The 21,268-nt window shown below is 45.2% G+C and carries 18 protein-coding genes; 7 read left to right on the top strand and 11 right to left on the bottom strand.

Annotated features, from left to right (window positions below; all coding sequences use genetic code 11):
- The first annotated feature begins 173 nt into the window (after positions 1-173).
- Together trxA and rho are read left to right on the top strand one after the other, a co-directional pair.
- Positions 174-500: a thioredoxin TrxA gene (gene trxA, locus L884_RS0113040; RefSeq protein WP_012278950.1), complete on the top strand. Its 327-nt coding sequence runs from the start codon at positions 174-176 to the stop codon at positions 498-500.
- Between the two features lie 240 nt (positions 501-740).
- Entirely contained in the window at positions 741-2,006 is a 1,266-nt protein-coding gene (gene rho / locus L884_RS0113035; RefSeq protein WP_028767922.1) for a transcription termination factor Rho, read from the top strand.
- A gap of 63 nt (positions 2,007-2,069) precedes the next feature.
- Here the strand turns inward: rho and L884_RS0113030 are convergent, their stop codons facing one another.
- From L884_RS0113030 to L884_RS0113015, 4 genes are all read right to left on the bottom strand, one after another.
- Positions 2,070-2,984 (bottom strand): LysR family transcriptional regulator, encoded by a 915-nt coding sequence (locus L884_RS0113030; RefSeq protein ID WP_028767921.1) that lies wholly within the window; start codon positions 2,982-2,984, stop codon positions 2,070-2,072.
- Positions 2,985-3,115: 131 nt separating this feature from the next.
- A complete protein-coding gene (locus tag L884_RS0113025; protein ID WP_028767920.1) occupies positions 3,116-3,847 on the bottom strand; it encodes a fumarate reductase iron-sulfur subunit in 732 nt (243 codons plus the stop codon).
- An 8-nt stretch (positions 3,848-3,855) separates the two neighbouring features.
- Entirely contained in the window at positions 3,856-5,853 is a 1,998-nt protein-coding gene (locus L884_RS0113020) for a fumarate reductase flavoprotein subunit (protein ID WP_028767919.1), read from the bottom strand.
- A 133-nt stretch (positions 5,854-5,986) separates the two neighbouring features.
- The gene (locus L884_RS0113015) at positions 5,987-6,706 is read right to left on the bottom strand and encodes a fumarate reductase cytochrome b subunit (protein ID WP_028767918.1); all 720 of its coding nucleotides are present in this window, start codon (positions 6,704-6,706) and stop codon (positions 5,987-5,989) included.
- 408 nt (positions 6,707-7,114) lie between these two features.
- Between L884_RS0113015 and prmA the strand changes: the two genes are divergently transcribed.
- The 4 genes from prmA to L884_RS0112995 all read left to right on the top strand — a co-directional run bounded on the left by prmA (position 7,115) and on the right by L884_RS0112995 (position 11,365).
- A complete protein-coding gene (gene prmA, locus L884_RS0113010) occupies positions 7,115-7,996 on the top strand; it encodes a 50S ribosomal protein L11 methyltransferase (protein ID WP_028767917.1) in 882 nt (293 codons plus the stop codon).
- Between the two features lie 151 nt (positions 7,997-8,147).
- Entirely contained in the window at positions 8,148-9,116 is a 969-nt protein-coding gene (dusB, locus tag L884_RS0113005) for a tRNA dihydrouridine synthase DusB (protein WP_028767916.1), read from the top strand.
- A 17-nt stretch (positions 9,117-9,133) separates the two neighbouring features.
- Positions 9,134-9,439, top strand: a complete 306-nt coding sequence (fis, locus tag L884_RS0113000; RefSeq protein WP_012153658.1) for a DNA-binding transcriptional regulator Fis — start codon at positions 9,134-9,136, stop codon at positions 9,437-9,439.
- 393 nt (positions 9,440-9,832) lie between these two features.
- Positions 9,833-11,365 carry a leucyl aminopeptidase gene (locus tag L884_RS0112995; RefSeq protein WP_028767915.1) on the top strand — a complete coding sequence of 511 codons (1,533 nt, stop codon included), beginning with the start codon at positions 9,833-9,835 and terminating at the stop codon, positions 11,363-11,365.
- A gap of 443 nt (positions 11,366-11,808) precedes the next feature.
- Here the strand turns inward: L884_RS0112995 and L884_RS0112990 are convergent, their stop codons facing one another.
- The 4 genes from L884_RS0112990 to L884_RS0112975 form a co-directional block, all read right to left on the bottom strand.
- On the bottom strand, positions 11,809-14,955 hold the full coding sequence (locus L884_RS0112990) for an efflux RND transporter permease subunit (protein WP_028767914.1): 3,147 nt from the start codon (positions 14,953-14,955) through the stop codon (positions 11,809-11,811).
- Between the two features lie 12 nt (positions 14,956-14,967).
- Complete coding sequence (locus L884_RS0112985; protein ID WP_028767913.1) at positions 14,968-16,032, bottom strand: biotin/lipoyl-containing protein; 1,065 nt, start codon at positions 16,030-16,032, stop codon at positions 14,968-14,970.
- Positions 16,029-17,411: a TolC family protein gene (locus L884_RS0112980; RefSeq protein WP_028767912.1), complete on the bottom strand. Its 1,383-nt coding sequence runs from the start codon at positions 17,409-17,411 to the stop codon at positions 16,029-16,031. The genes L884_RS0112985 and L884_RS0112980 overlap by 4 nt, the downstream gene beginning before the upstream one ends.
- Positions 17,412-17,523: 112 nt before the next feature.
- Positions 17,524-17,934, bottom strand: a complete 411-nt coding sequence (locus L884_RS0112975) for a hypothetical protein (RefSeq protein WP_028767911.1) — start codon at positions 17,932-17,934, stop codon at positions 17,524-17,526.
- Between the two features lie 343 nt (positions 17,935-18,277).
- On the opposite strand from L884_RS0112975, the gene ric reads away from it, so the two are divergent.
- Entirely contained in the window at positions 18,278-19,006 is a 729-nt protein-coding gene (gene ric, locus L884_RS0112970) for an iron-sulfur cluster repair di-iron protein (RefSeq protein WP_028767910.1), read from the top strand.
- Between the two features lie 51 nt (positions 19,007-19,057).
- On the opposite strand, the gene L884_RS0112965 is transcribed toward ric, so the two are convergent.
- From L884_RS0112965 to xerC, 3 genes are all read right to left on the bottom strand, one after another.
- Complete coding sequence (locus tag L884_RS0112965) at positions 19,058-19,522, bottom strand: Sbal_3080 family lipoprotein (RefSeq protein ID WP_028767909.1); 465 nt, start codon at positions 19,520-19,522, stop codon at positions 19,058-19,060.
- Positions 19,523-19,628: 106 nt separating this feature from the next.
- On the bottom strand, positions 19,629-20,345 hold the full coding sequence (locus L884_RS0112960) for an HAD-IA family hydrolase (RefSeq protein ID WP_028767908.1): 717 nt from the start codon (positions 20,343-20,345) through the stop codon (positions 19,629-19,631).
- The gene (xerC, locus tag L884_RS0112955; RefSeq protein WP_037410905.1) at positions 20,342-21,256 is read right to left on the bottom strand and encodes a tyrosine recombinase XerC; all 915 of its coding nucleotides are present in this window, start codon (positions 21,254-21,256) and stop codon (positions 20,342-20,344) included. The genes L884_RS0112960 and xerC overlap by 4 nt, the downstream gene beginning before the upstream one ends.
- Between the last annotated feature and the right edge of the window lie 12 nt (positions 21,257-21,268).

Below are 21,268 nucleotides of genomic sequence, written 5' to 3'. Positions count from 1 at the left end.
GACGTAGGCTAACTATGCCTGTAAATCAGCGAGTTGTCTAAAACGTTTTCACAAACTCAAGAGTGCCGACTGTAATATTTGCATAACTTTTCGCTTGAAAAGTTATTTTACCGACCCAATATACAGGTTAAGCCATTAACAAACCAGCAATGGCAACCAAACTGGAGAACGATATGAGCGACAAGATTGTATACCTAAGCGACGATAGCTTTGAAAACGACGTAATTAATTCAGAACTACCAGTTCTGGTTGATTTTTGGGCTGAATGGTGTGGTCCTTGTAAGATGATTGCCCCAATCTTAGATGACGTAGCTGAAGAATACGAAGGTAAGATCACTATCGCGAAATTGAACGTTGACCAAAACAACGTATCGCCAGCTAAATATGGCGTTCGTGGCATTCCTACACTATTACTATTTAAAGCTGGTGAGCTAGCGGCGACTAAAGTTGGTGCACTGTCAAAGACTCAACTAAAAGAGTTCATCGACGCACAACTTTAAATCACTAAAAAATGCCGCTTTATACTAGATTAAGCGGTATATAAGTGACTCCCGACACAGCTTCAATAAGAAAATGTGTCGGGTTTAACTAAACTTCTAGACGCCTCGCCCTGTTAGTGCTACTTTAATAACCAGAATCATTCAAATTAACCCACTTCTCGCTATCCGATCGCTACTCACTAAGCTACAAAACTGTCGATCGAAGATGGCATTGTCACGTACAAAACAAGACCCACCAAGATGAATTTATCAGAATTAAAAAACACCTCGATATCAGATTTAGTCCAGCTTGCGCAGGACATGAAGCTTGATAATATGGCTCGTGCTCGCAAGCAAGACATTATTTTCTCTATTCTTAAAGCCCACGCTAAAAGCGGTGAAGATATTTTTGGTGGTGGCGTTTTAGAGATTTTACAAGACGGCTTCGGCTTCCTTCGTAGCTCTGATGGTTCATACCTAGCGGGTCCTGATGATATCTACGTATCACCGAGCCAAATTAGACGCTTTAACATGCGCACCGGTGACACGATTTTCGGTAAAATCCGTCCACCAAAAGAAGGCGAACGTTATTTTGCCCTGCTAAAAGTAACCGAAGTTAACTTCGACAAGCCAGAAAACTCTCGCAACAAAATCCTTTTTGAAAACCTAACACCTTTACATGCGGAAGATCGTCTTCGTATGGAGCGTGGTAATGGTTCAACCGAAGATATCACTTCACGTATTTTAGATTTGTGCTCACCAATCGGTAAAGGTCAGCGTGGTCTGATTGTTGCTCCGCCGAAAGCCGGTAAAACTTTATTGCTGCAAAATATGGCGCAAAGCATCACCAACAACAACCCTGAAGTGGTGTTAATGGTATTGCTAATTGACGAACGTCCTGAAGAAGTAACTGAAATGCAACGCATGGTTAAAGGTGAAGTTATTGCTTCAACCTTCGATGAACCAGCTAGCCGTCACGTACAAGTTGCCGAAATGGTGATTGAAAAAGCGAAACGTCTAGTAGAGCACAAGAAAGACGTTGTGATCTTACTTGACTCAATCACGCGTCTTGCACGTGCATACAACACGGTTATTCCTTCATCAGGCAAGGTACTAACCGGTGGTGTCGACGCCAATGCTCTACACCGTCCAAAGCGTTTCTTTGGTGCTGCACGTAACATCGAGAACGGCGGTAGCTTAACGATTATCGCAACCGCGCTTGTTGATACAGGCTCTAAGATGGATGAAGTAATTTACGAAGAATTTAAAGGTACAGGTAACCAAGAGTTACACCTTTCTCGTAAAGCTGCTGAAAAACGCGTATTCCCAGCAATCGACTTTAACCGTTCAGGAACTCGTCGTGAAGAGAAGCTAACGACACCTGACGAACTGCAAAAAATGTGGATCCTACGTAAGATCCTCAATCCAATGGATGAAGTTGCAGGCATGGAATTCCTTATCGATAAATTGGCAATGACCAAAACTAACGATGAGTTCTTCACTGCGATGAAACGCGCTAAGAGCTAACTGCATCTTACAGCTCCATGCAACGTTAAACTAAAAACCGCTTTCGAGCGGTTTTTTTGTGCCTTACTCCATCAAGTGCTTCACTCTAGCTAAACGCTGCTTACAATGCTCACGTAACATATCTCTAAGCAGTAAGATCACCGGAGTCACATGTTCACGGCCGGGACACACAAGATACAGATCAGCATCTTCGCCTTGGTAACCGGTTAATAGCGGCACTAAGCGGCCAGTCTCGATGTCATCGGTCAAATCTAGCCAGGATTTATACACTAAGCCTTGCCCTGCTACCGCCCATCGCCGAGCGATGTCAGCATCGTTACAAGTACGGTTAGCCGTGACCCGAACTTTATATTGCTGACTATTTTTATGAAAAACCCACTGGTCATGTGTACGCTCATCTAACATAAAAAACAAACAGTTATGTTCAGGTAATTGCTCAATGGAGTTCGGCTGGCCAAAGCCTGCGATATACTCAGGTGAAGCGCAAAGCACTCTACGTGAACTACAAATTTTAAAAGCCACCAGCGATGAGTCTTTAGGAACTCCTGAACGTAACGCTACATCGATTTTGTCATGATAAAAATCCGACAAATTATCACCAATATGTAATCTAAGCTTAAGCTCGGAGTGCGTTAATAAAAAATCATCTAACCAAGGCAGTAAAACATTGCGGCCGACATCTGAAGGAACAGATAAACTGACTGTCCCCGAGATATTATCTTGGCTGCTTTCAATGGCACGCTGACCCACTTCAAGATCACTCAGAGCACGGCGACAATGGATCAAATAACGCTCGCCCGCATCGGTTAACCTTAAGCTACGGGTACTACGAATAAATAAGGCTGTGCCTAGCTCTTTCTCGAGCCGCTTTAAACCAGCACTGGCCACCGCAGAGGAAATATCGAGCTCAACTGCAGCCGCAGTTAAACTGCCACAGTCAGCAACCCGTACAAACAGCTTCAGATCATTCAGTTGCATTATCAATATTCCGTATATAAAGATACATTTATTATAATCTAACTGTAGATAAACAAGGATTAAACGTCACCCACAAAAAAGCCTGCATTATGCAGGCTTTTCGAAGTTACTTAGCGATAAACTGACGAAACTTATACCAAGGTTACCGCCATTTTACGACGCAGATAAGCAATCTGCTGCATATGTGGTAAGTCTTTCGGGCAGTTATCCTGACAACCTAACAAGGTCATACAACCAAATACACCATCTTGGTTACCTATCACATGATAGAAGTCATCTGCACTACGTGCATCACGGCTATCTAACTCAAAACGAGCAATCTTCATTAGCCCAACAGCACCCACAAAAGTATCGCGCATCTGCTTAGTTGCACACGCTGACACACACACGCCACACTCAACACAGCGCTCCAGCTCGTAAAGCTTAGCCGCCTCTTCCGGTGACATAGGTGCTTCAAGACGGTGAATATCATCATCGCCAGTTTTTGGATGTAGCCATAGCTTTAAGCGCTCGGCTATTTCACGCATAAACTTACCAGTGTTTACTGATAGATCGCCAATCAACTCAAAGCCTGGTAGCGGCATTAATTTGATTTTGCCATCTGCAAACTTACTGGTTAACGTGCGACAAGCCAACGTCGGCATACCGTTAATCACCATCGCGCAGCTACCACAAATGCCGGCGCGACAAACAAAGTCAAATTGCAGTGACGGATCTTGTTGTTCACGTAACTGATTTAGCGCAATAAAGACCGTCATACCAGGCGCTTCTTCAATCTGGTAATCCACCATCTTCGGCTTATCATCCGGCATTTGCGGATCATATCTGAAAATACTGAAAGTTAAGGTGCGGCCCTTAGCCATTTGTTGGCTCATTTAGCGATCTCTCCTGCGCCCGAGTTTAGTGTGTCACTCAAACGTTCGTTCTTTGGTTTTAATGATTCTGGTACGTCAAATGGCATTAATGCCGCTTGCTTTTGATGTCTGTCAGCATCTGGACCAAGCTGGCTGATAATGTCTGCAATTTGCTGCTCACGCTTTTCGGTATCTGGGTGTGCAATAGCATTATCAATACCGTAGCCCCGGTAACCAGGTGGCAATTCCATCTTCATTACATCTAACTGCTCGTATTCAAGCTGTGGTGACAAGCTATTAGCATCTGGCCAGCTTGATAAGGTACGATTTAACCAGTCTTTATCGTTACGTTGTGGGAAGTCTTCACGCGCGTGTGCACCGCGGCTCTCTGTACGTGCAGCAGCACCAGCAGCAACAGTCAGTGCGACTTTCAGCATGCGCTTAACACGCAGCGCTTCTACAAGTTCAGGGTTAGCGTGACGCTTTTTACATTTAAGACCTAACGCATTGGCGCGCTTAAGCAAATCTTGCAGCTCGCTCACCGCCTTTTCAAGCTCTGGGCCATTACGGAAAATACCCACGTAATCCATCATGATGCGTTGCATCTGCTGCTTAAGCTCAAATGGGTTTTCAGTGCCTTCACCATCGATCAACTGATCAATTTCGGTTTGCAACTTAGCCACAAAGCTTTCAACGAGATTGGTGTCGATTTCAAGCGTGTTCTGCTCACAAAAATCAGCCACATACTTACCGATGATCATGCCGCCAACCACAGTTTCAGCCAGTGAGTTACCACCTAAACGGTTAAAGCCGTGCATATCCCAACATGCAGCCTCACCCACACTAAATAAACCTTTGAGGTGCGGGCTTTGGCCGGTAGCGTCAGTACGAATACCGCCCATAGAATAATGCTGAGTTGGTCTTACTGGGATCCAATCTTTAGCCGGGTCAATCCCAAGGAAGTTCTCACAGATCTCTTTAACTTCACGTAGGTTGGTTTCAACATGCTTACGGCCTAACAAGGTAATATCTAGCCATAGATGCGGGCCGTACGGACTATCGACACCCTTACCTTTACGCATATGCTCAGTCATACGACGCGATACCACGTCACGTGATGCTAGCTCTTTCTTTTCTGGCTCGTAGTCAGGCATAAAGCGATGACCATCTTTGTCACGCAATAATCCACCGTCACCACGACAACCTTCAGTGGTTAGAATCCCTACAGGCACAATCGCAGTAGGATGGAACTGTACCGCTTCCATATTACCTAGCTTGGCAACTCCGGTTTCCAGTGCTAACGCTTGGCCTACACCTTCACAAATAATTGCGTTGGTAGAAACTTCATAAATTCGGCCATAGCCACCCGTTGCAATAGTTGTTGACTTGGCAACATAGGCTATCAGCTCACCGGTAATTAAGCAGCGTGCAACCACACCGTGGCAACGTTTACCGTCATGAATAAGCGATAACGCTTCCATACGCTCATGTACCGGAATATCCATCGAGATGGCTTTGTTATCTACCGCATACAACAGCGAGTGACCCGTACCGTCAGCCGTGTAGCAAGTACGCCACTTTTTAGTACCACCAAAGTCGCGGGCGTTAATTAATCCGTGCGCCTCTTCTGCTTCTTCAATTGTCACTTTCTCAGCATTAACTACTACCTGACGCGGACCTTTGGTAATACGCGTCCAAGGTACTCCCCAGTTAGCCAATTCACGCACAGCTTTAGGTGCACAGTGAGCAAACATACGAGCGACGTCCTGATCGCACCCCCAGTCAGATCCCTTTACGGTATCTTGGAAATGCACATCTTCATCATCACCCATGCCTTTAACAGTGTTACCAAGGCTTGCCTGCATACCACCTTGCGCAGCCGCAGAATGTGAACGTTTAGCAGGGATCAGAGATAGCACAACAGTGTCGAGCCCTCTCTCTTTCGAGGCGATGGCGACCCTTAGTCCAGCCAGACCGGCGCCCACGACTAAAGAATCGGTATATATGAGTTTCACGCTTGCTCCTTAAATAGGAATAGGTCGATGTTCTATTGCGCTGTGTTGTAGCTTTAGCCACCCGCAGCGCTATTTTTATGGTATTTACTGATGCCGAATAATTTCGACATCTAATATTTGCTTATCGTGCGCCTTAAGGGCGAAACGGCTCAATAGGGAGCGTTAACTCACTACCAATCATCATGTACTGGCCTAGGCTTAACAAACCGATCACCATTAAATACACCACTAAGATATGAGCTAATTTACGAAGACCTGTGCGATTAGCACTAATGCCCCACTTCACCGCAACACGGTATAAACCGAACATGGCATGCACAACTACGGCTGGCAGTAATACGATATACAGAAGCCAAGCGTTGTCATGATAGACACGCTCCGCACTTAAGTGTGGGCCAATCTCAGGAGTGGCAATCATGGTGTACAAGTGCACAGGCACAAGGAAGAATAAGATGAAACCACTTACGAGTTGCCAGAACCACACGCGAGTATCGCTATGGTTCACCACTTGCATTTGGCTGCGAAGTGCGCGCCACTGACCAATTTGCGCAGGGAATCGACGCAATGCAAATGCTGCATGCACTAACACAACAACTAATAAGAAGGTAGAAAATATGCTGGTTAATAGCGGGTAACCATGGCCAGTTTCGCTGAACATACCGCCTTCAAGGAACTGCACTACATGATAAAAAGCTTCTTTACCAAATAAAATGCTAGATTCGAAGTGCAGATGCACCAATAGAAAGCATCCTAATAGAATGCCGGTAGCACTTTGCAAACGGTCAGCTTTAGCAGACCAAGCGCTAGCCACTTTTTGTTTAAATAGAGCTGTTGTGTCGGTTAGGGTTCTCACGGTTATTTTTCTTTTATAGTGCCTATTGTCGGGACTTACACCATAACAGGAAGATTTACCCTACAAATATTCGCCACTTTAAAGCGTGAACTTGCTCACCAACCAACACACCACTCTTTGACAGTGATCACAAACAACCACATCTAAACCAAACACTGGTCAAACCATTTTACCGCCAAAATTCAATAACTTGAAAAGAAATTGTAAACACTAACATGCTTAACAAGCTACGACTTTAGTCGAACAAAATCCAACAAATATACCGAAAAAATCGACACTATTTTTAGTCACAAGTGTACGCTTAAGCGACCTTACAACAAAAAGCAGAGCTTTTTACGCTTGGCGCTGACGTAAATCGAGCAGATGGTTTACAATAACGCCATTATATTTAGCTACAGAGACGATCCCATGCCTTGGATCCAATTAAAAGTCGACACCGACAACCAGCACGCCGATGCCCTAAGCGATATGCTTATGGATCTTGGTTCACTATCTATTACCTATGAAGATGGCAAAGATACCCCTATCTACGAGCCAAACCTAGGTGAAACTCCGCTATGGAACCACACTGTGCTGACCGCACTATTTGAAGCTGACTACGATTTAGCACCAGTAGTGGCAATGCTTAAAGGTCTACCTTACCTAGGCGAAAACTTCAGCCATAAGATTGAACAAGTTGAAGATAAAGACTGGGAGCGCGAATGGATGGATAACTTCCACCCAATCCAATTTGGTGATCGCCTATGGATCTGCCCAAGCTGGCGTGAAATCCCAGATCCAACAGCAGTAAACGTAATTTTAGATCCCGGTCTTGCATTTGGTACAGGTACCCACCCAACAACTGCACTTTGCTTAGAGTGGCTAGACGGTCTAGATTACACCAACAAAGATGTTATCGACTTTGGTTGTGGCTCAGGCATTTTAGCCGTTGCCGCACTTAAGCTAGGTGCTGAACGCGTAACTGGTATCGATATCGACTATCAAGCGATTGAAGCATCAAAAGCAAACGCAGAACGTAATGGTGTAGAAGACAAACTCGATCTCTACCTACCTGAAGATCAACCAGCCGATCTGTTAGCAGATATCTTAGTCGCTAATATTCTTGCAGGCCCACTGCGTGAACTAGCACCACTCATTGCTGAAAAAGTAAAACCAGGTGGGCAATTAGCGTTATCAGGCCTTTTACAAGAACAAGCTGAAGAAATCTCAGCTTTCTACAGTCAGTGGTTCGATATGGATGCACCGGCTCACAAAGACGACTGGAGTCGCTTGACAGGTATACGCAAATAGCGGTAAACCGCGGCGCTTTCTGCGCCGCGACAGACTTCTCAGTCAACAAAAGTCAAGCAAAAAAGTTGCCTCTAGGTCATTTATTGACCTTTTCACAGGCTTGAAAAAGGCGTACTATAGCGCCCCTTTGACGAGCAAGGTGTTTTGATAAATGCAGATTGGCCCCTATCACCTGAAAAATCAGTTGATCGTGGCACCAATGGCAGGTGTCACAGACCAACCCTTTAGAAATCTCTGCTTACGTTATGGCGCAGCCTTAGCCGTGTCGGAGATGCTTTCGTCTAATCCTGAGGTTTGGGATACAGATAAAAGCCGCTTGCGTATGACACACGCAGGTGAAGATGGAATACGTTCGGTTCAGATTGCCGGAGCAGATCCTGAGTTAATGGCCAATGCCGCTGTTGTCAACGTACAACAGGGAGCACAAATCATTGACATCAATATGGGCTGTCCAGCGAAAAAAGTGAATAAGAAGCTTGCAGGGTCGGCTTTGCTACAAGATCCAGTACAAGTAGAAGCAATTCTACGTGCTGTTGTCGCAGCAGTTGATGTGCCTGTTACGCTAAAAATTCGAACGGGATGGGCTCCAGAGCACAGGAACGGTGTTCATATCGCCCAGATTGCAGAAGATTGCGGTATTGCGTCACTAGCCGTTCACGGTAGAACGAGGCAATGCATGTACAAAGGCGATGCCGAGTACGACACAATCAAAGCAATTAAAAAACAGATCTCGATCCCCGTTGTCGCCAATGGAGACATTTTAACGCCAGAGAAAGCACGTTTTGTGTTGGATTATACTGGTGTGGATGCCCTGATGATTGGACGAGGAGCACAAGGAAGGCCTTGGATATTTAGGGAAATCCAACATTACCTGGATACAGGTAATAAGCTAGCGCCCGTTGAGATGGATGAAAAGCGTCAAGTTATGCTTGAACACCTGAAAGCACTTTACGAATTGTATGGTGATTATAAGGGCATCCGCTTCGCAAGAAAGCATGTTGGTTGGTACCTAGACCAAGAACATCAACGACCTTTCAGAGCCGAATTTAATCGACTCGAAACCGTTGAAGAACAATGTTCCATGGTGGAACGCTATTTTGATGAATTTGTTGCAAATTAATAAAGAGCAGAATACGAATGTTTGATCAGACTACTCACACTGAAGTTCACCCACTTACTGTTGGCAAAATCGAAACCGCAAGTGGCGCAATCAAGCCACAATTACTACGTGATGCGGTTAAGCGTGCTGTCACTAACTTTTTCGCTCAAATGGACGGGCAAGAAGCTGAAGAAGTATATGAAATGGTGTTAAGCGAAGTTGAAGCACCTCTGCTAGATATCATCATGCAACACACTCGTGGCAACCAAACTCGCGCTGCCAACATGCTAGGTATCAACCGTGGTACACTACGCAAGAAATTAAAGAAGTACGGCATGAACTAAGACTAACGTCTTAACGTGTTGTATTAAAACGGGCTTTCCAGCAATGGAAAGCCCGTTTTGCATTTATATGTCCCCTCATATGTCCCTCTGGCGGTCTAATGCCCTTACTCAATTCACATCTGCTTGCTTTGTAAATCAACCAAATAAACCTCAAACTGCACAGCGCTTTCAGCTTCGGCTAATTTTCACCTTGTAGACTCGCAAACCATGTGACAATTTCTAACAAGTTTTAACTTAGTTGTTAATGCTAAAAGTGATAAATTTCACGACCCACTGGTAATAATCCAATCCAGTGCGACTAACTCAATAACTATCAATACCAATACAACAAAAAGAAGCTGCGGCCCGTTTGGCAAAACCAGTACGCAGAACTAAATCCCGATAGAGGACATTATGCTAACCAAGAAAACCCTACTAAGCAGTGCATTAAGCCTAGGTCTATTAACCCATTTTTCAGCACATGCTGAAACATTTGATTTTGTTGAAAAGCAAGCAAATAACATTGACACCTTAGTGGTCTTTCAAGCTGGCGAAAATGCATCAAGTGCGCTTAACAAGCTAGACAAACAATCTAATCAACAAATTAGCAATGCCTTAGCCTTGCAGGAATTTACTGGTGAAAAGAAGCAAATCGTTGAGATTTTAATGCCTAATGGCATTGATGCTAAGCGCCTTGTCGTTATCGGTGTGGGTGAGCAAGCAGAGCTGACTCCGGGTGAAGTAAATAAGCTTGGTGCGGAAATCACAGCCCATTTCAACGGTATTGAAGTCAAAGATATTCAAGTATTAACCGATGGCATTAGCGATGCCACCAGCAACGCTAGCTTTGCTGCAGAACTTGCGCACGGCATTAACCTGCGCGCTTACAAGTTTGATAAATACTTTTCAGAGAAAAAGCCTACTGAGAAGAACTACATCATCGCCGTCGACGCAGCGAAAGACACTGACAAGCTATACACTCAATTAGCAGCAATTGAACAAGGTGTATTTCTAGCGCGTGATTTAACCTCTGAAACCCCAACTGAAATGACACCAGTAGACTTTGCTAAAGCAGCAAAGGAGCTGAAAAAACTGGGCGTCAAGGTCACTGTGCTTGAGCCTAAAAAAATCGCCAAGTTAGGCATGGGGGCGCTGCATGCTGTAGGCCGTGGCTCTGAAGAAGGTGCTCGCCTTGTGGTTGCCCACTGGGAAGGTAATGATGACGCTCCTATCGCGCTTGTAGGTAAAGGCATCACCTTCGACTCTGGTGGTTATAACATTAAGGCATCAGGCGACTCTATCTCGCGTATGAAGTCAGATATGGCTGGTGCGGCTGCAGTGCTAGGGGCAGTTAAAGCTATGGCACTACAAAAAGCGGATGTGAACGTGGTAGCAGTGATGCCAATGGCGGCTAACATGGTATCTGAAACCGCTCTAGCACCTGGCGATGTATTAATGACTGCTGAAGGCTTAAGTGTTGAAGTGCTTAATACTGACGCTGAAGGCCGCTTAATCTTAGCTGATGGTATGTGGTACGCCCGTGAATACTACAAACCACAAGTCATGGTTGATGTTGCCACCCTAACCGGCTCTAAGGTACGTGCACTAGGTAAACGCTACACTGCGGTATTTAGTGAAGACGATGCCCTAGTCGATGAACTCACTTTCTCTGGCCAAGCGGTTGATGAAAAACTATGGCGCTTACCGCTTGCCTACGATGACTTACTAAAAAGCCCAATTGCAGATCTAAAGAATGCCGGCTTTGGCGGCCCAGGGGCTACCACAGCAGCAGTATTCTTACAGCAATTCACTGGCGATACTAAGTGGGCGCATTTAGATATTGCAGGTAGTGCATTAGCCGCAAAAGACAAAGGCGTCACCCCAGCAGGCGGTACAGGCCATGGTGTACGTTTACTTAGTAACTGGCTGATGACTCAAAGCAAATAAGCTTTTGGTACAGCATCTATAACTTAGATGATAGCAAGTCATAAAAAAGCCCTGCTTGAGCAGGGCTTTTGTTTTACAGTCGGATTGAACTCGCTACAACGAGTAATCTAATACCAATCAGTATAAGAATTTGATCAACTCAGAACGATTTTTGGCAATCTAATTCAAGGCGAATAACTGAAAGAATGGTTGCTCCCTTGTGAAGTTATTCAACGCAGAAGTAGGTAGCCAAAAACGTTCCAGAATGGCGAGTTTTAGCGATTCTGATGCTGTGACTCTTAATAAACAAAGAGGGAACTTGAACCTAGTTCAACTATGCTCTTCATTCGTTGCCTTGCCTCAAAACCGCTAAACTCTCGCTGAGTGACTAAATGTTTATACTGATTGGTATAAGTTAGAGCGGCCAGCCAATCGTGCCGCTCTTTAGCGATAAGAGTTAGCGCTTAGATAGTCGTCGCTTCATCAGCAGCTTTATGCTTATTCTCATCACGCTGGTGTGCCATGCGGTACAAAATTGGCAACACAAACAAGGTCAGGATAGTCGATGAGATAATGCCGCCAATCACCACTGTAGCAATTGGACGCTGTACTTCTGCACCAGTCCCAATATTCAGTGCCATAGGTACAAAACCTAGACCTGCTACTAAGGCTGTCATCAATACAGGACGTAGTCTAATAAGCGCACCATCGATAATCGCGCTCACCAGCTCACCTTTCTCTTGATAAAGCTGACGAATAAAGCTCAGCAACACTAAGCCATTCAGCACGGCAACACCAGAGAGTGCAATAAAGCCCACTCCTGCTGAAATCGACAGTGGCATATCTCGGATCCACAGTGAAATCACGCCGCCAGTCAGTGCTAATGGAATACCAGTAAAGATAATTAAAGCGTCTTTGACCGAGCTAAATGCCATCACTAGCAAACCTAAAATAATAGCTAAGGTCAGCGGTACCACAATCGATAAGCGCTGGCTTGCCGATTCAAGTTGCTCAAAGGTGCCACCATACTCAAGCCAGTAACCCGCAGGCATATCCACCTGCGCAGCAATTTGCTGTTTAGCTTCACGGACAAAAGTCCCTAAATCACGACCACGCACGTTAGCGGTTACCACTATTCGACGCTTACCGTTTTCGCGACCAATCTGATTAGGTGACGGCGCTATATCAAGTGTTGCTACTTCAGATAGCGGCACATACTCGCCTGATGGCAACACGATTGGCAACTCATGTAAGCGCTCAACGTCTTGACGAATAGCTTCTGGCAAACGTACGACCATTTTAAAGCGGCGATCGCCCTCAAAGATAATGCCAGCTTGTTCACCGCCAATGGCCGTTGCGACAAAGTCTTGTAACTGATCGACGCTTAATCCAAAGCGAGCCAACGCCATACGATCAGGCTGGATCGTAAGCATTGGTAAACCAGTGACTTGCTCAACTTGCAGATCCGCAACACCATCGATCTTTTCTAGCACTTCATGGATCGCATTAGCTGACGCTAACAACTGATCGAGATCATCACCCACAACCTTAATACCCAGATCGGCGCGCACACCTGAGATCAGCTCATTAAAGCGCATCTCAATTGGTTGTGTCAGCTCAAAGTTATTACCAGGCTGACCTGATACAGCGTCAACAATATCAGCCGCTAGAGCATCGTGACTCATCTTAGGGTTAGGCCACTCATTACGCGGTTTTAGCATAATAAAAGTGTCGGCAATATTTGGTGGCATAGGATCGTTAGCCACTTCTGGCGTACCGATCTTAGAGAACACATTTAACACCTGTGGGAAATGCTTAATGCGATCTTCTAACTGCATCTGCATATCTACTGATTGCTCTAGACCGGTTCCCGGAATGCGGATCGCTTGCAGCAAGATATCTTCTTCATTGAGCTGCGGGATAAACTCAGATCCTAGCGTCGTTGCCAACCAGATAGAGAAGCCCACTAACGCCATAGCCGCACCGAGTACTAACCAACGCAGTTTCATTGCCGCAATAAGTAACGGCTTATAAACTGATTTAGTCGCGGTAATCACGCGGCTCTCTTTTTCAGTCACTTTACCAGTCATAAACAGGGCAACGGCAGCTGGAACTAGCGTTAACGAAATAACCAGAGCAGCAAGCAGAGCCATCACTACGGTTGCAGCCATAGGGTGGAACATCTTGCCTTCAACGCCTGTTAAGCTAAATAACGGAATGTAAACTACGGTAATGATCAGCACACCAAATAAGCTTGGGCGGATCACCTCATTAGTGGCAGCAAACACCACCTGCAAACGTTGCTTGCGTGATAACAACTGCCCACCATTTTGCACTTGTGCATGGCCGAGTCTGCGAATGGCATTTTCAACAATAATCACCGCGCCATCGACGATCAAACCGAAATCGAGTGCGCCTAAACTCATTAAATTCGCCGAAACCCCAGCTTGCACCATGCCTGTCATAGTCGCTAGCATTGCTAGCGGAATTACCGCTGCGGTGATAAGTGCTGCTCGTGCGTTACCCAATAGAATAAACAACACCACAATAACCAGTAGCGCGCCTTCAACTAGGTTTTTCTGTACTGTATATACCGCCTTATCAACCAAAGTGGTGCGATCGTACACAGCTTCAACTTTAATCCCCTCAGGCAATGAGGCTTTAATATCTTCAAGCCTAGCGGCAACTGCCAGCGACACCTGACGTGAGTTTTCCCCCACCAGCATCATGGCGCTACCCAGTACAGTTTCTTTACCGTCACGAGTCGCCGCGCCGGTGCGCAGTGCTTTACCTATGCCTACCTTGGCGACATCACTAATAAAGACAGGCGCGCTATCAATATGCTTAATAACCACTTGCTCAATGTCACTAATGGTCTTGAGCTGCGCAGCCGAACGAACTGTTAACTGTTGCCCTTCGCGTTCAATAAAGCCTGCACCACGATTATTGTTACTGGTTTGCAAAGCTAACTTGATATCGACCAAAGACACACCGTATTGCAGCATGCTCGTTGGTAACGGCGTGATATGGTATTCCTTATCATAGCCACCAATGGTATTGATCTCGGTAACACCCGGCACTTGAGCTAACTGCGGTTTAATGATCCAATCTTGGATCTCTCTAAGCGCGGTTGCATCAAACTCGCTGCCATCGGCTTGTTTAGCATCCGGTAGCGCTTCAATGGTGTACATGTAGATCTCGCCGAGACCAGTAGAGATCGGTCCCATCTCCGGCTCGATATCACTGGGTAACTTACCCTTGATCGCGTTTAAACGCTCATTGATCAAGTTGCGGGCAAAGTACAGATCTGTACCCTCATCAAACACCACAGTCACTTGCGATAAACCATAACGCGATAGTGAGCGGGTATAAGAGAGCTTAGGGATCCCCATTAACGCATTTTCGATCGGGTAAGTAATTCGCTGTTCAGTTTCTAGCGGTGAATATCCCTCAGCGCGAGTACTAATTTGTACCTGCACATTAGTTATATCTGGAACAGCATCAATTGGCAGCTTTTGATAACTCCATAGCCCTACCGCGACTAGCAGCATGGCAAGGAACATCATCATCCAGCGTCTATTTATCGAGAGACGCAATATAGATTCAATCATTGTCGTCTCCTTTTAGTGCACGTGGCCAGCGCTTGATTTCTCAAGATCAGCCTTCAACAAAAAGCTCTTTTGCACCGCATACTCTTCGCCGGCTGAAAGTCCTGACAACACCTCTGTCATTTGGCTATCACGTAACCCAAGTTCAACCACACGTTTTTCAAAGCCTTCTGCAGTGCGCACAAATACCACTTGCTGACCTTCCATTTCTTGCAGCGCAAGGTTGTCGATCATCAAGCCAACAGCTTGCTTGCTCAAGGTGACGTAACCAGACACGAGGCTCCCCAGCGGCCATTGGCCGTTAGTATTATCAAGCGGTGCACGTGCAAGCTGATATAACTGCCCTTGTGGCGCACTCAATAAATATTCAAGCTTCGAATCAGCTTGCTGCTGTGTGCCAGTGACCAATAGCTGCTGACCCAGCGCAACACTGCGCATTTGTGCAGGAAAGATCTGATACTCAGCCCAAAGGCGAGTGTCATCGATAATGCTTAGCAATACATTATCGTTTGCCATTTCACCTGCATTGGCGTTGCGTTCAACCACCATGCCTGAAATAGGTGCTTTGATTGAGTAACGTTTTAGGCTTGAGTTAGACTCAACTTCAGCGATAACTTGTCCAGCTTTAACCCTGTCGCCTACGTTAACTTTCATTTGCGTAATTAAACCAGCAAAGCGAGCTTTGATTTGGCTGCTGGCGGCTTCTGGCAATACGGTGCGGCCATACACGGTAACGGTCTGCTTAATATCCCCCGCTTGAGCAATTTGAGTCGCAATACCTGAGCGCTGCATCTGCTCTGGACTAATATGCACTTTACCCTCTTCATGCTCATCGTGACCGTGTTCATCATGCCCATGCTCATCCTTATGACCATGTTCATCCTCATGCTGATCATGGCCGTGGTCGTCTTCATGCTTATCATGGTTGTGCTCGTCATGACGCTCTGCTTGATGCTGATGTTCAAGCTCATGGGCGTGATCATCTGAAGCATTCACCGGCGTAACAAGCATGCAAGCTGCAATGGCCGCAGTGACAGCAAGATGAACGAGAGAAAATTTTGTTAATGTGTTAGCGCTCATTTTATGTGTCCTTTAGCTGCGTTAGAAAAGCCTGCTGGCTCTGAAAAGTCATTGAAAAAAGTATGTTGTGAAGCAGGTAGTGGCTCGGCAATCAGTTGCTCAATATCAACGCCATAGCGTAATGCAGATGCAGCTGAATCAATCAGGGCTCTGCGGGCAAATAGCAGCTCTTCACGGGCAGTTAAATAATCAAGGTAGCTATACAAGCCTTGCTCATAAGCGCGTTTGGTGTCTTCAAGGGCTGAAGTTAAGGTAGGGATCACGCTCGATTGCAAACGGTTTACTGTGATTATCGCTTGCTTACGGCTGGCATAAGCGCGGTATAGCTGACCATATAGCTCAAGCAATGCCACTTCACGATTAGCCAAAACTTGTTCTTTAGCTGCTTGAGCAGAGATGATTTCACCGGCATTTCGCTCGCTATTAAATAGCGGCATACTAAAACCAGCGGTGAGTGCCATGTCGTTAGTCTGTTGTAACTGCTTGACTCCAACTGACCAACTAATGTTGCTACTCGATTGAGTTTTGGCAAAACGCAGCTCAGCTTCTTTAAGCTGTGCTTGAGTTAAAAAAGCAGTGATTGCCGGGCTATATTTTACTTTTTCAAATAGCGGCTCAAGCGCTACATCATCAGTAAATGCAAATAAATTGCCCTGCAGAGAGTCAAAGCTAACTTTAGATTCTCCCCACATCATACTCAATGCTAATTTCGCGTAGTCAAGCTGCTGTAGCTGAGTTTCAGCAACCAATTTTGCATTAAACACGGCTGCTTGAGCGCGCTTAAGTTCTGCATCTGAAGTCACTCCAACCTGCGCTCGCTCTGCCACAACAGTTTGGGTTTCTTCCGCAAGCATTAAGCCATCTATCGCCAACTGTAACTGAGATTGTGCGGCTAATACATCAATGTAGCGACGAGTGGTTTCAGCTAATAAATTAAGCGCAGTGATTTTTCTTTCCGCTTCAAGTACAGCGCGCTGCTCACTGACAACGCCTTTACGTGCGGCTAACTTGTCACCGAGTTCGATCACCGATGATAGTGACACACTGAACTCCGCGCTCTCAATGCCTTGGAACTCGCCAGTGCCAATAACATTATCGACATCAAATCCAATCTCATAGCCAGGAGTAAGTGCCTGAGTTTGTGCCGCGCCGTCAAGTGCATTGGCTCTAAACTGAAACACCTTCAGAGTAGGATGTTGCTGTTGTACTCGCTCAATGACCTTAGCTAACGACAGCGTATCAGCTTGCGTTTCAGCCTTTGCCAAAAACGGGACGGCAAATAGCAGAGTAATGATTGCGAGGGTGCTAAAAAGTCCTCGTCCAAGACAACGTATAACCACTTTTGTGGCATCGTTGCTGATATAAGTATTATAAAACATCAGAGAATAAGCCTCGATTTAATACAAAAATACAGATCTGCTAGCTCAATCTGAAAAGATGCAACAGATCTTTAGCAAGCTTCAAAAGCTGGCTAAATTAATAATATTTTGATTAAACGAGTAAGGCTTTGGGCGGACGCAAAAGCGAATAGTAAGGTGCTTCAACAGAAGTGAAGTTAACAGATAACACGAAGCTATTTGGGTAAGCCTGTGCTGTTTGCATCGCAGACATTGGATGCATTAACGTCATACAGCATGAGCAACAGTTATTGCTGCAGTCTGCACAATCGTCTTCTACATGGCTGCTATCGCCAACCTCATCACATTGGGATGTATTGTCAGCAAAAGTATTAATTTGCTCAACAACATGGCTTGTAGCGCTTCCACAATCTTGATGAGCAGAAGTGCAATCATCAGCCATAGTCACCATAGATTGCATCGTTAAAATCACGATCAACAATACCCGCCCCAACTTAGCTGGAGAGCAGATAAATGCGTGAATAAAACGAGCTAGGTGAAACATTATGACTAACTACAATCCTTATTATGTTACTAATCATCAATAGATTTATGATGACTAATATCTTAGTTTGCTGCAGGTTAGTGTAAATTAATCGAAATTAAAACACTATATTAAAACCTTGTTTCAAGACTCAAATCACATCAGTTTCCTGCAACAGAATCGATCAATTCAATAGTTCCATTTGAATTCCCCATACAGCTACCGCCGTGTAAGACCTACCTACATTGAGTTAATTTGGTGCAAAAAATGTGATTACCCGAGCATTTTACTCAAGTAATCATTGAACCCATTTAAAGGTGTAAATAATATACATGTAAATAAATTGCGTTTATTGGAGCAGCGTATGCCTCAGTCTCAAGCTGATCAATCTCAACAAAAAGCCAACTTACTCAACACTCGCGTCGGTGAACTCGTTGCCAATGACTTCCGTAGTGCCCATCTTTTTAGCCAATATGGAATTGACTTTTGTTGTGGCGGTGGCATTTCTTTAGCGCGAGCAATTAAACGTTTCAATGCCGATGAAGATGCACTGCTTAATGCACTAGTAGCACTGGCAGCACAAGGCGATAAACAACAAGGATTAGAACAACTCCCGCTGCCCGATCTACTCAATTACATTGAATCGACACACCATACTTTTGTAAGAGAAAAAGCCCCGCTCTTACTGGAATATAGCCAGAAAATGGTTCGCGCCCATGGCGACAATCATAGTGAGATAAAACCGCTAGCAGGTTGGATCCGCGCACTCGTTGATGATTTAGTGCCGCACTTAATGAAAGAGGAACAGATCCTATTTCCCGCTATCTTAGGCCTATACAATCAAGTGGAAATGCAAACTTGTTTTGGTCATATCGGCAATCCGATTAATGCCATGCAATATGAGCACGATGACGCACTGCAAATCTTTGAAAAAATCAGTGAACTCACTAATGGCTTTACTCCACCTGCACATGCTTGCACCACTTGGCGAGTTTGTTACGCCAGCTTGGCAGAATTTGAAGCTGACTTAAAACAACACATCTATCTTGAGAACCATATCTTGTTCCCAAAAGCATTGGCGCTGACCGCCTGATAAGTTTTTATAGCTAAGAAGCAAAAAGGCTCACCATTGTGAGCCTTTCTATTAAATCGCGGTTTGCTGCAGTGGTGACCAAGCTATTGAAGCTTGCTTTTGCTGGATAAGCTGTTCTATTAGCTCACGAATTTTAGGTTCCGCATCAATAAATTTGTTCATATTGGCTCCACCGCTTCGGGCATCATAAATTGCTTCCCCATCTAAACGCCCTTGGTGGAATACCTTAATCTCTGCGTAAACCATGTATAACGCAAGATCCCAACGCCAATTCGCGGTATAGGTAGCGGTCCACTCACATTGCTGGCTCGCATCTAACTCTTCGATGATGCGATATTGAATCTGTTTCTCTGCAAGGATCTTCTCCATCTCCTGCAAAAAACCATCCCTCACGTCGGGGTTCTTTTGAATACATACTTCAGCATTGTCGTTCACATGAGCCGGATCAACACGCTGCTTAATTGAGCAGCCACTGCTGAGTAATAAAACTGATAGCGCAACAAATAGTTTTTTCATGATAATCCCTATCCTATAAAACTTTGTTATTGTTAAATTTTCAACGAATAGAGCATATCAAGACAATGAAAAAGAACAAGTCATAAACAACTATTCATTCAATAAATTACAATAACTGTCTCAACTGCAGCACTGAGGATATTTCGATATGAGGTAGTACCCCGTAGGCGCTCGATTTATCAATCACACCAAAGCCAGGGTTAAGCCAGATAGCTTGGCAACCGGCTCGCCTTGCTCCATAGACATCGCTTTTTGCACTATCCCCCACATGCAGAATTTTATTTAAAGGTAACTGCAGTTTGTTGCCAGCCAGCTCAAACATGGTCGCCGCTGGCTTTTGCGGATGACCCAGCCCTGGGTGCAATACGAACTCAAATAATCCCTCTAGGCCAATCCTTTGATGATCGACATTGCCATTGGTGATGCCGATTAAGCGATATTTCTGCTTAAGCTGAGCGAGTAACTCAATAACCTCTGTCGACACTTTGAAGTGACTACGATGCTTCACAAAGTGTTCAAGACCTGCTTTAGCGCCAGCTTTTGCGGTTTGAGCGTCATAACCCAATTGCAACAAACCACGCTCCAACATTGTCAATCGCGCAACGGTCGTATCATGACGCAGCTCAGGTGACTCCTTAAATAGAGCTAGTTTCAGTCTACGCCAATCAGCAAACTGCCACTTTGTAGATTTAGGATAGTGTTGCTGTAAAAAGCTCAGCAGCTCAGATTCAGCAGCAACAATAATCGGCCGATTATCATAAAGGGTGTCGTCTAAATCAAAGCTGATTACTTGAAAGGCTTGTGGACGAATGTAGATCTTCATGATCTGTTGCCTCGCTTTTTAGCTCTCGGATGCGCACCGTCATATACCTTGGCAAGATGCTGAAAATCCAAGCTGGTATAAACCTGCGTGGTCGACAAATTGGCGTGGCCTAAAAGCTCTTGTACTGCACGTAAGTCGGCACTGGACTCTAGCATATGAGTAGCAAACGAGTGGCGCAGCTTATGCGGGTGCACTTTCACGCCTAGTGCTTGCTCTTGGCCCCATTTGGCTAGGCGAGCTTGAATACTGCGGTGCGCTAAACGTCTGCCTTTGGCGGTAACAAACAAGGCATCATCTTCACAAGCTATATTACGCTTTAGATCCAGCCATTGATTAATCGCTTGCAGTGCCATTTTCCCTATTGGAACTATGCGCTCTTTACTGCCCTTACCTAACACTTTGACCTGTGCCAGTGAAAACTGAATATCGGCGACATTGAGCGCTGCTAATTCAGCAAGGCGTAAACCTGATGAGTAGAACAGCTCCATGATGGCTTTATCGCGTAAGCTTAAGGGATCGTTGGCGTCGATCTCTAGCAAATGGGTTACAGAGTCAACATCCATATTCTTAGGAAGCGGTTTAGCTTGCTTAGGTGCGCTAAGCCCTGTTGCCGGATTAAGCTGGATATGCTGTTCACGCAGTAAAAACTCATAAAACTGCTTTAATGAAGACAGCGTCAACGAAAGTGATCGTGGACCTAAACCTTTACGGTGTAATTTGGCTAATAGTGCCTGCAAAGAATCATGCTGCTGCGATAGCCATGTTTCGCTTTCAGCAAAAAGCTTCTCACACCGCTTAAGCTCAAACAGGTAATTACGTACCGTATACGCCGACATTTGTCGTTCAGTACGCAAGTATCGCTCAAAATCAGCGATCCAAACTTGTTGAGCTGATAACGCTATAGCCACCATAGAGCCTCACGA

It is taken from the genome of Shewanella fidelis ATCC BAA-318 (genome assembly GCF_000518605.1).
Lineage (GTDB): Bacteria > Pseudomonadota > Gammaproteobacteria > Enterobacterales > Shewanellaceae > Shewanella > Shewanella fidelis.
Note: the sequence above shows the minus strand (reverse complement) of the source record. Positions and strands in the feature narration are given on the sequence as shown.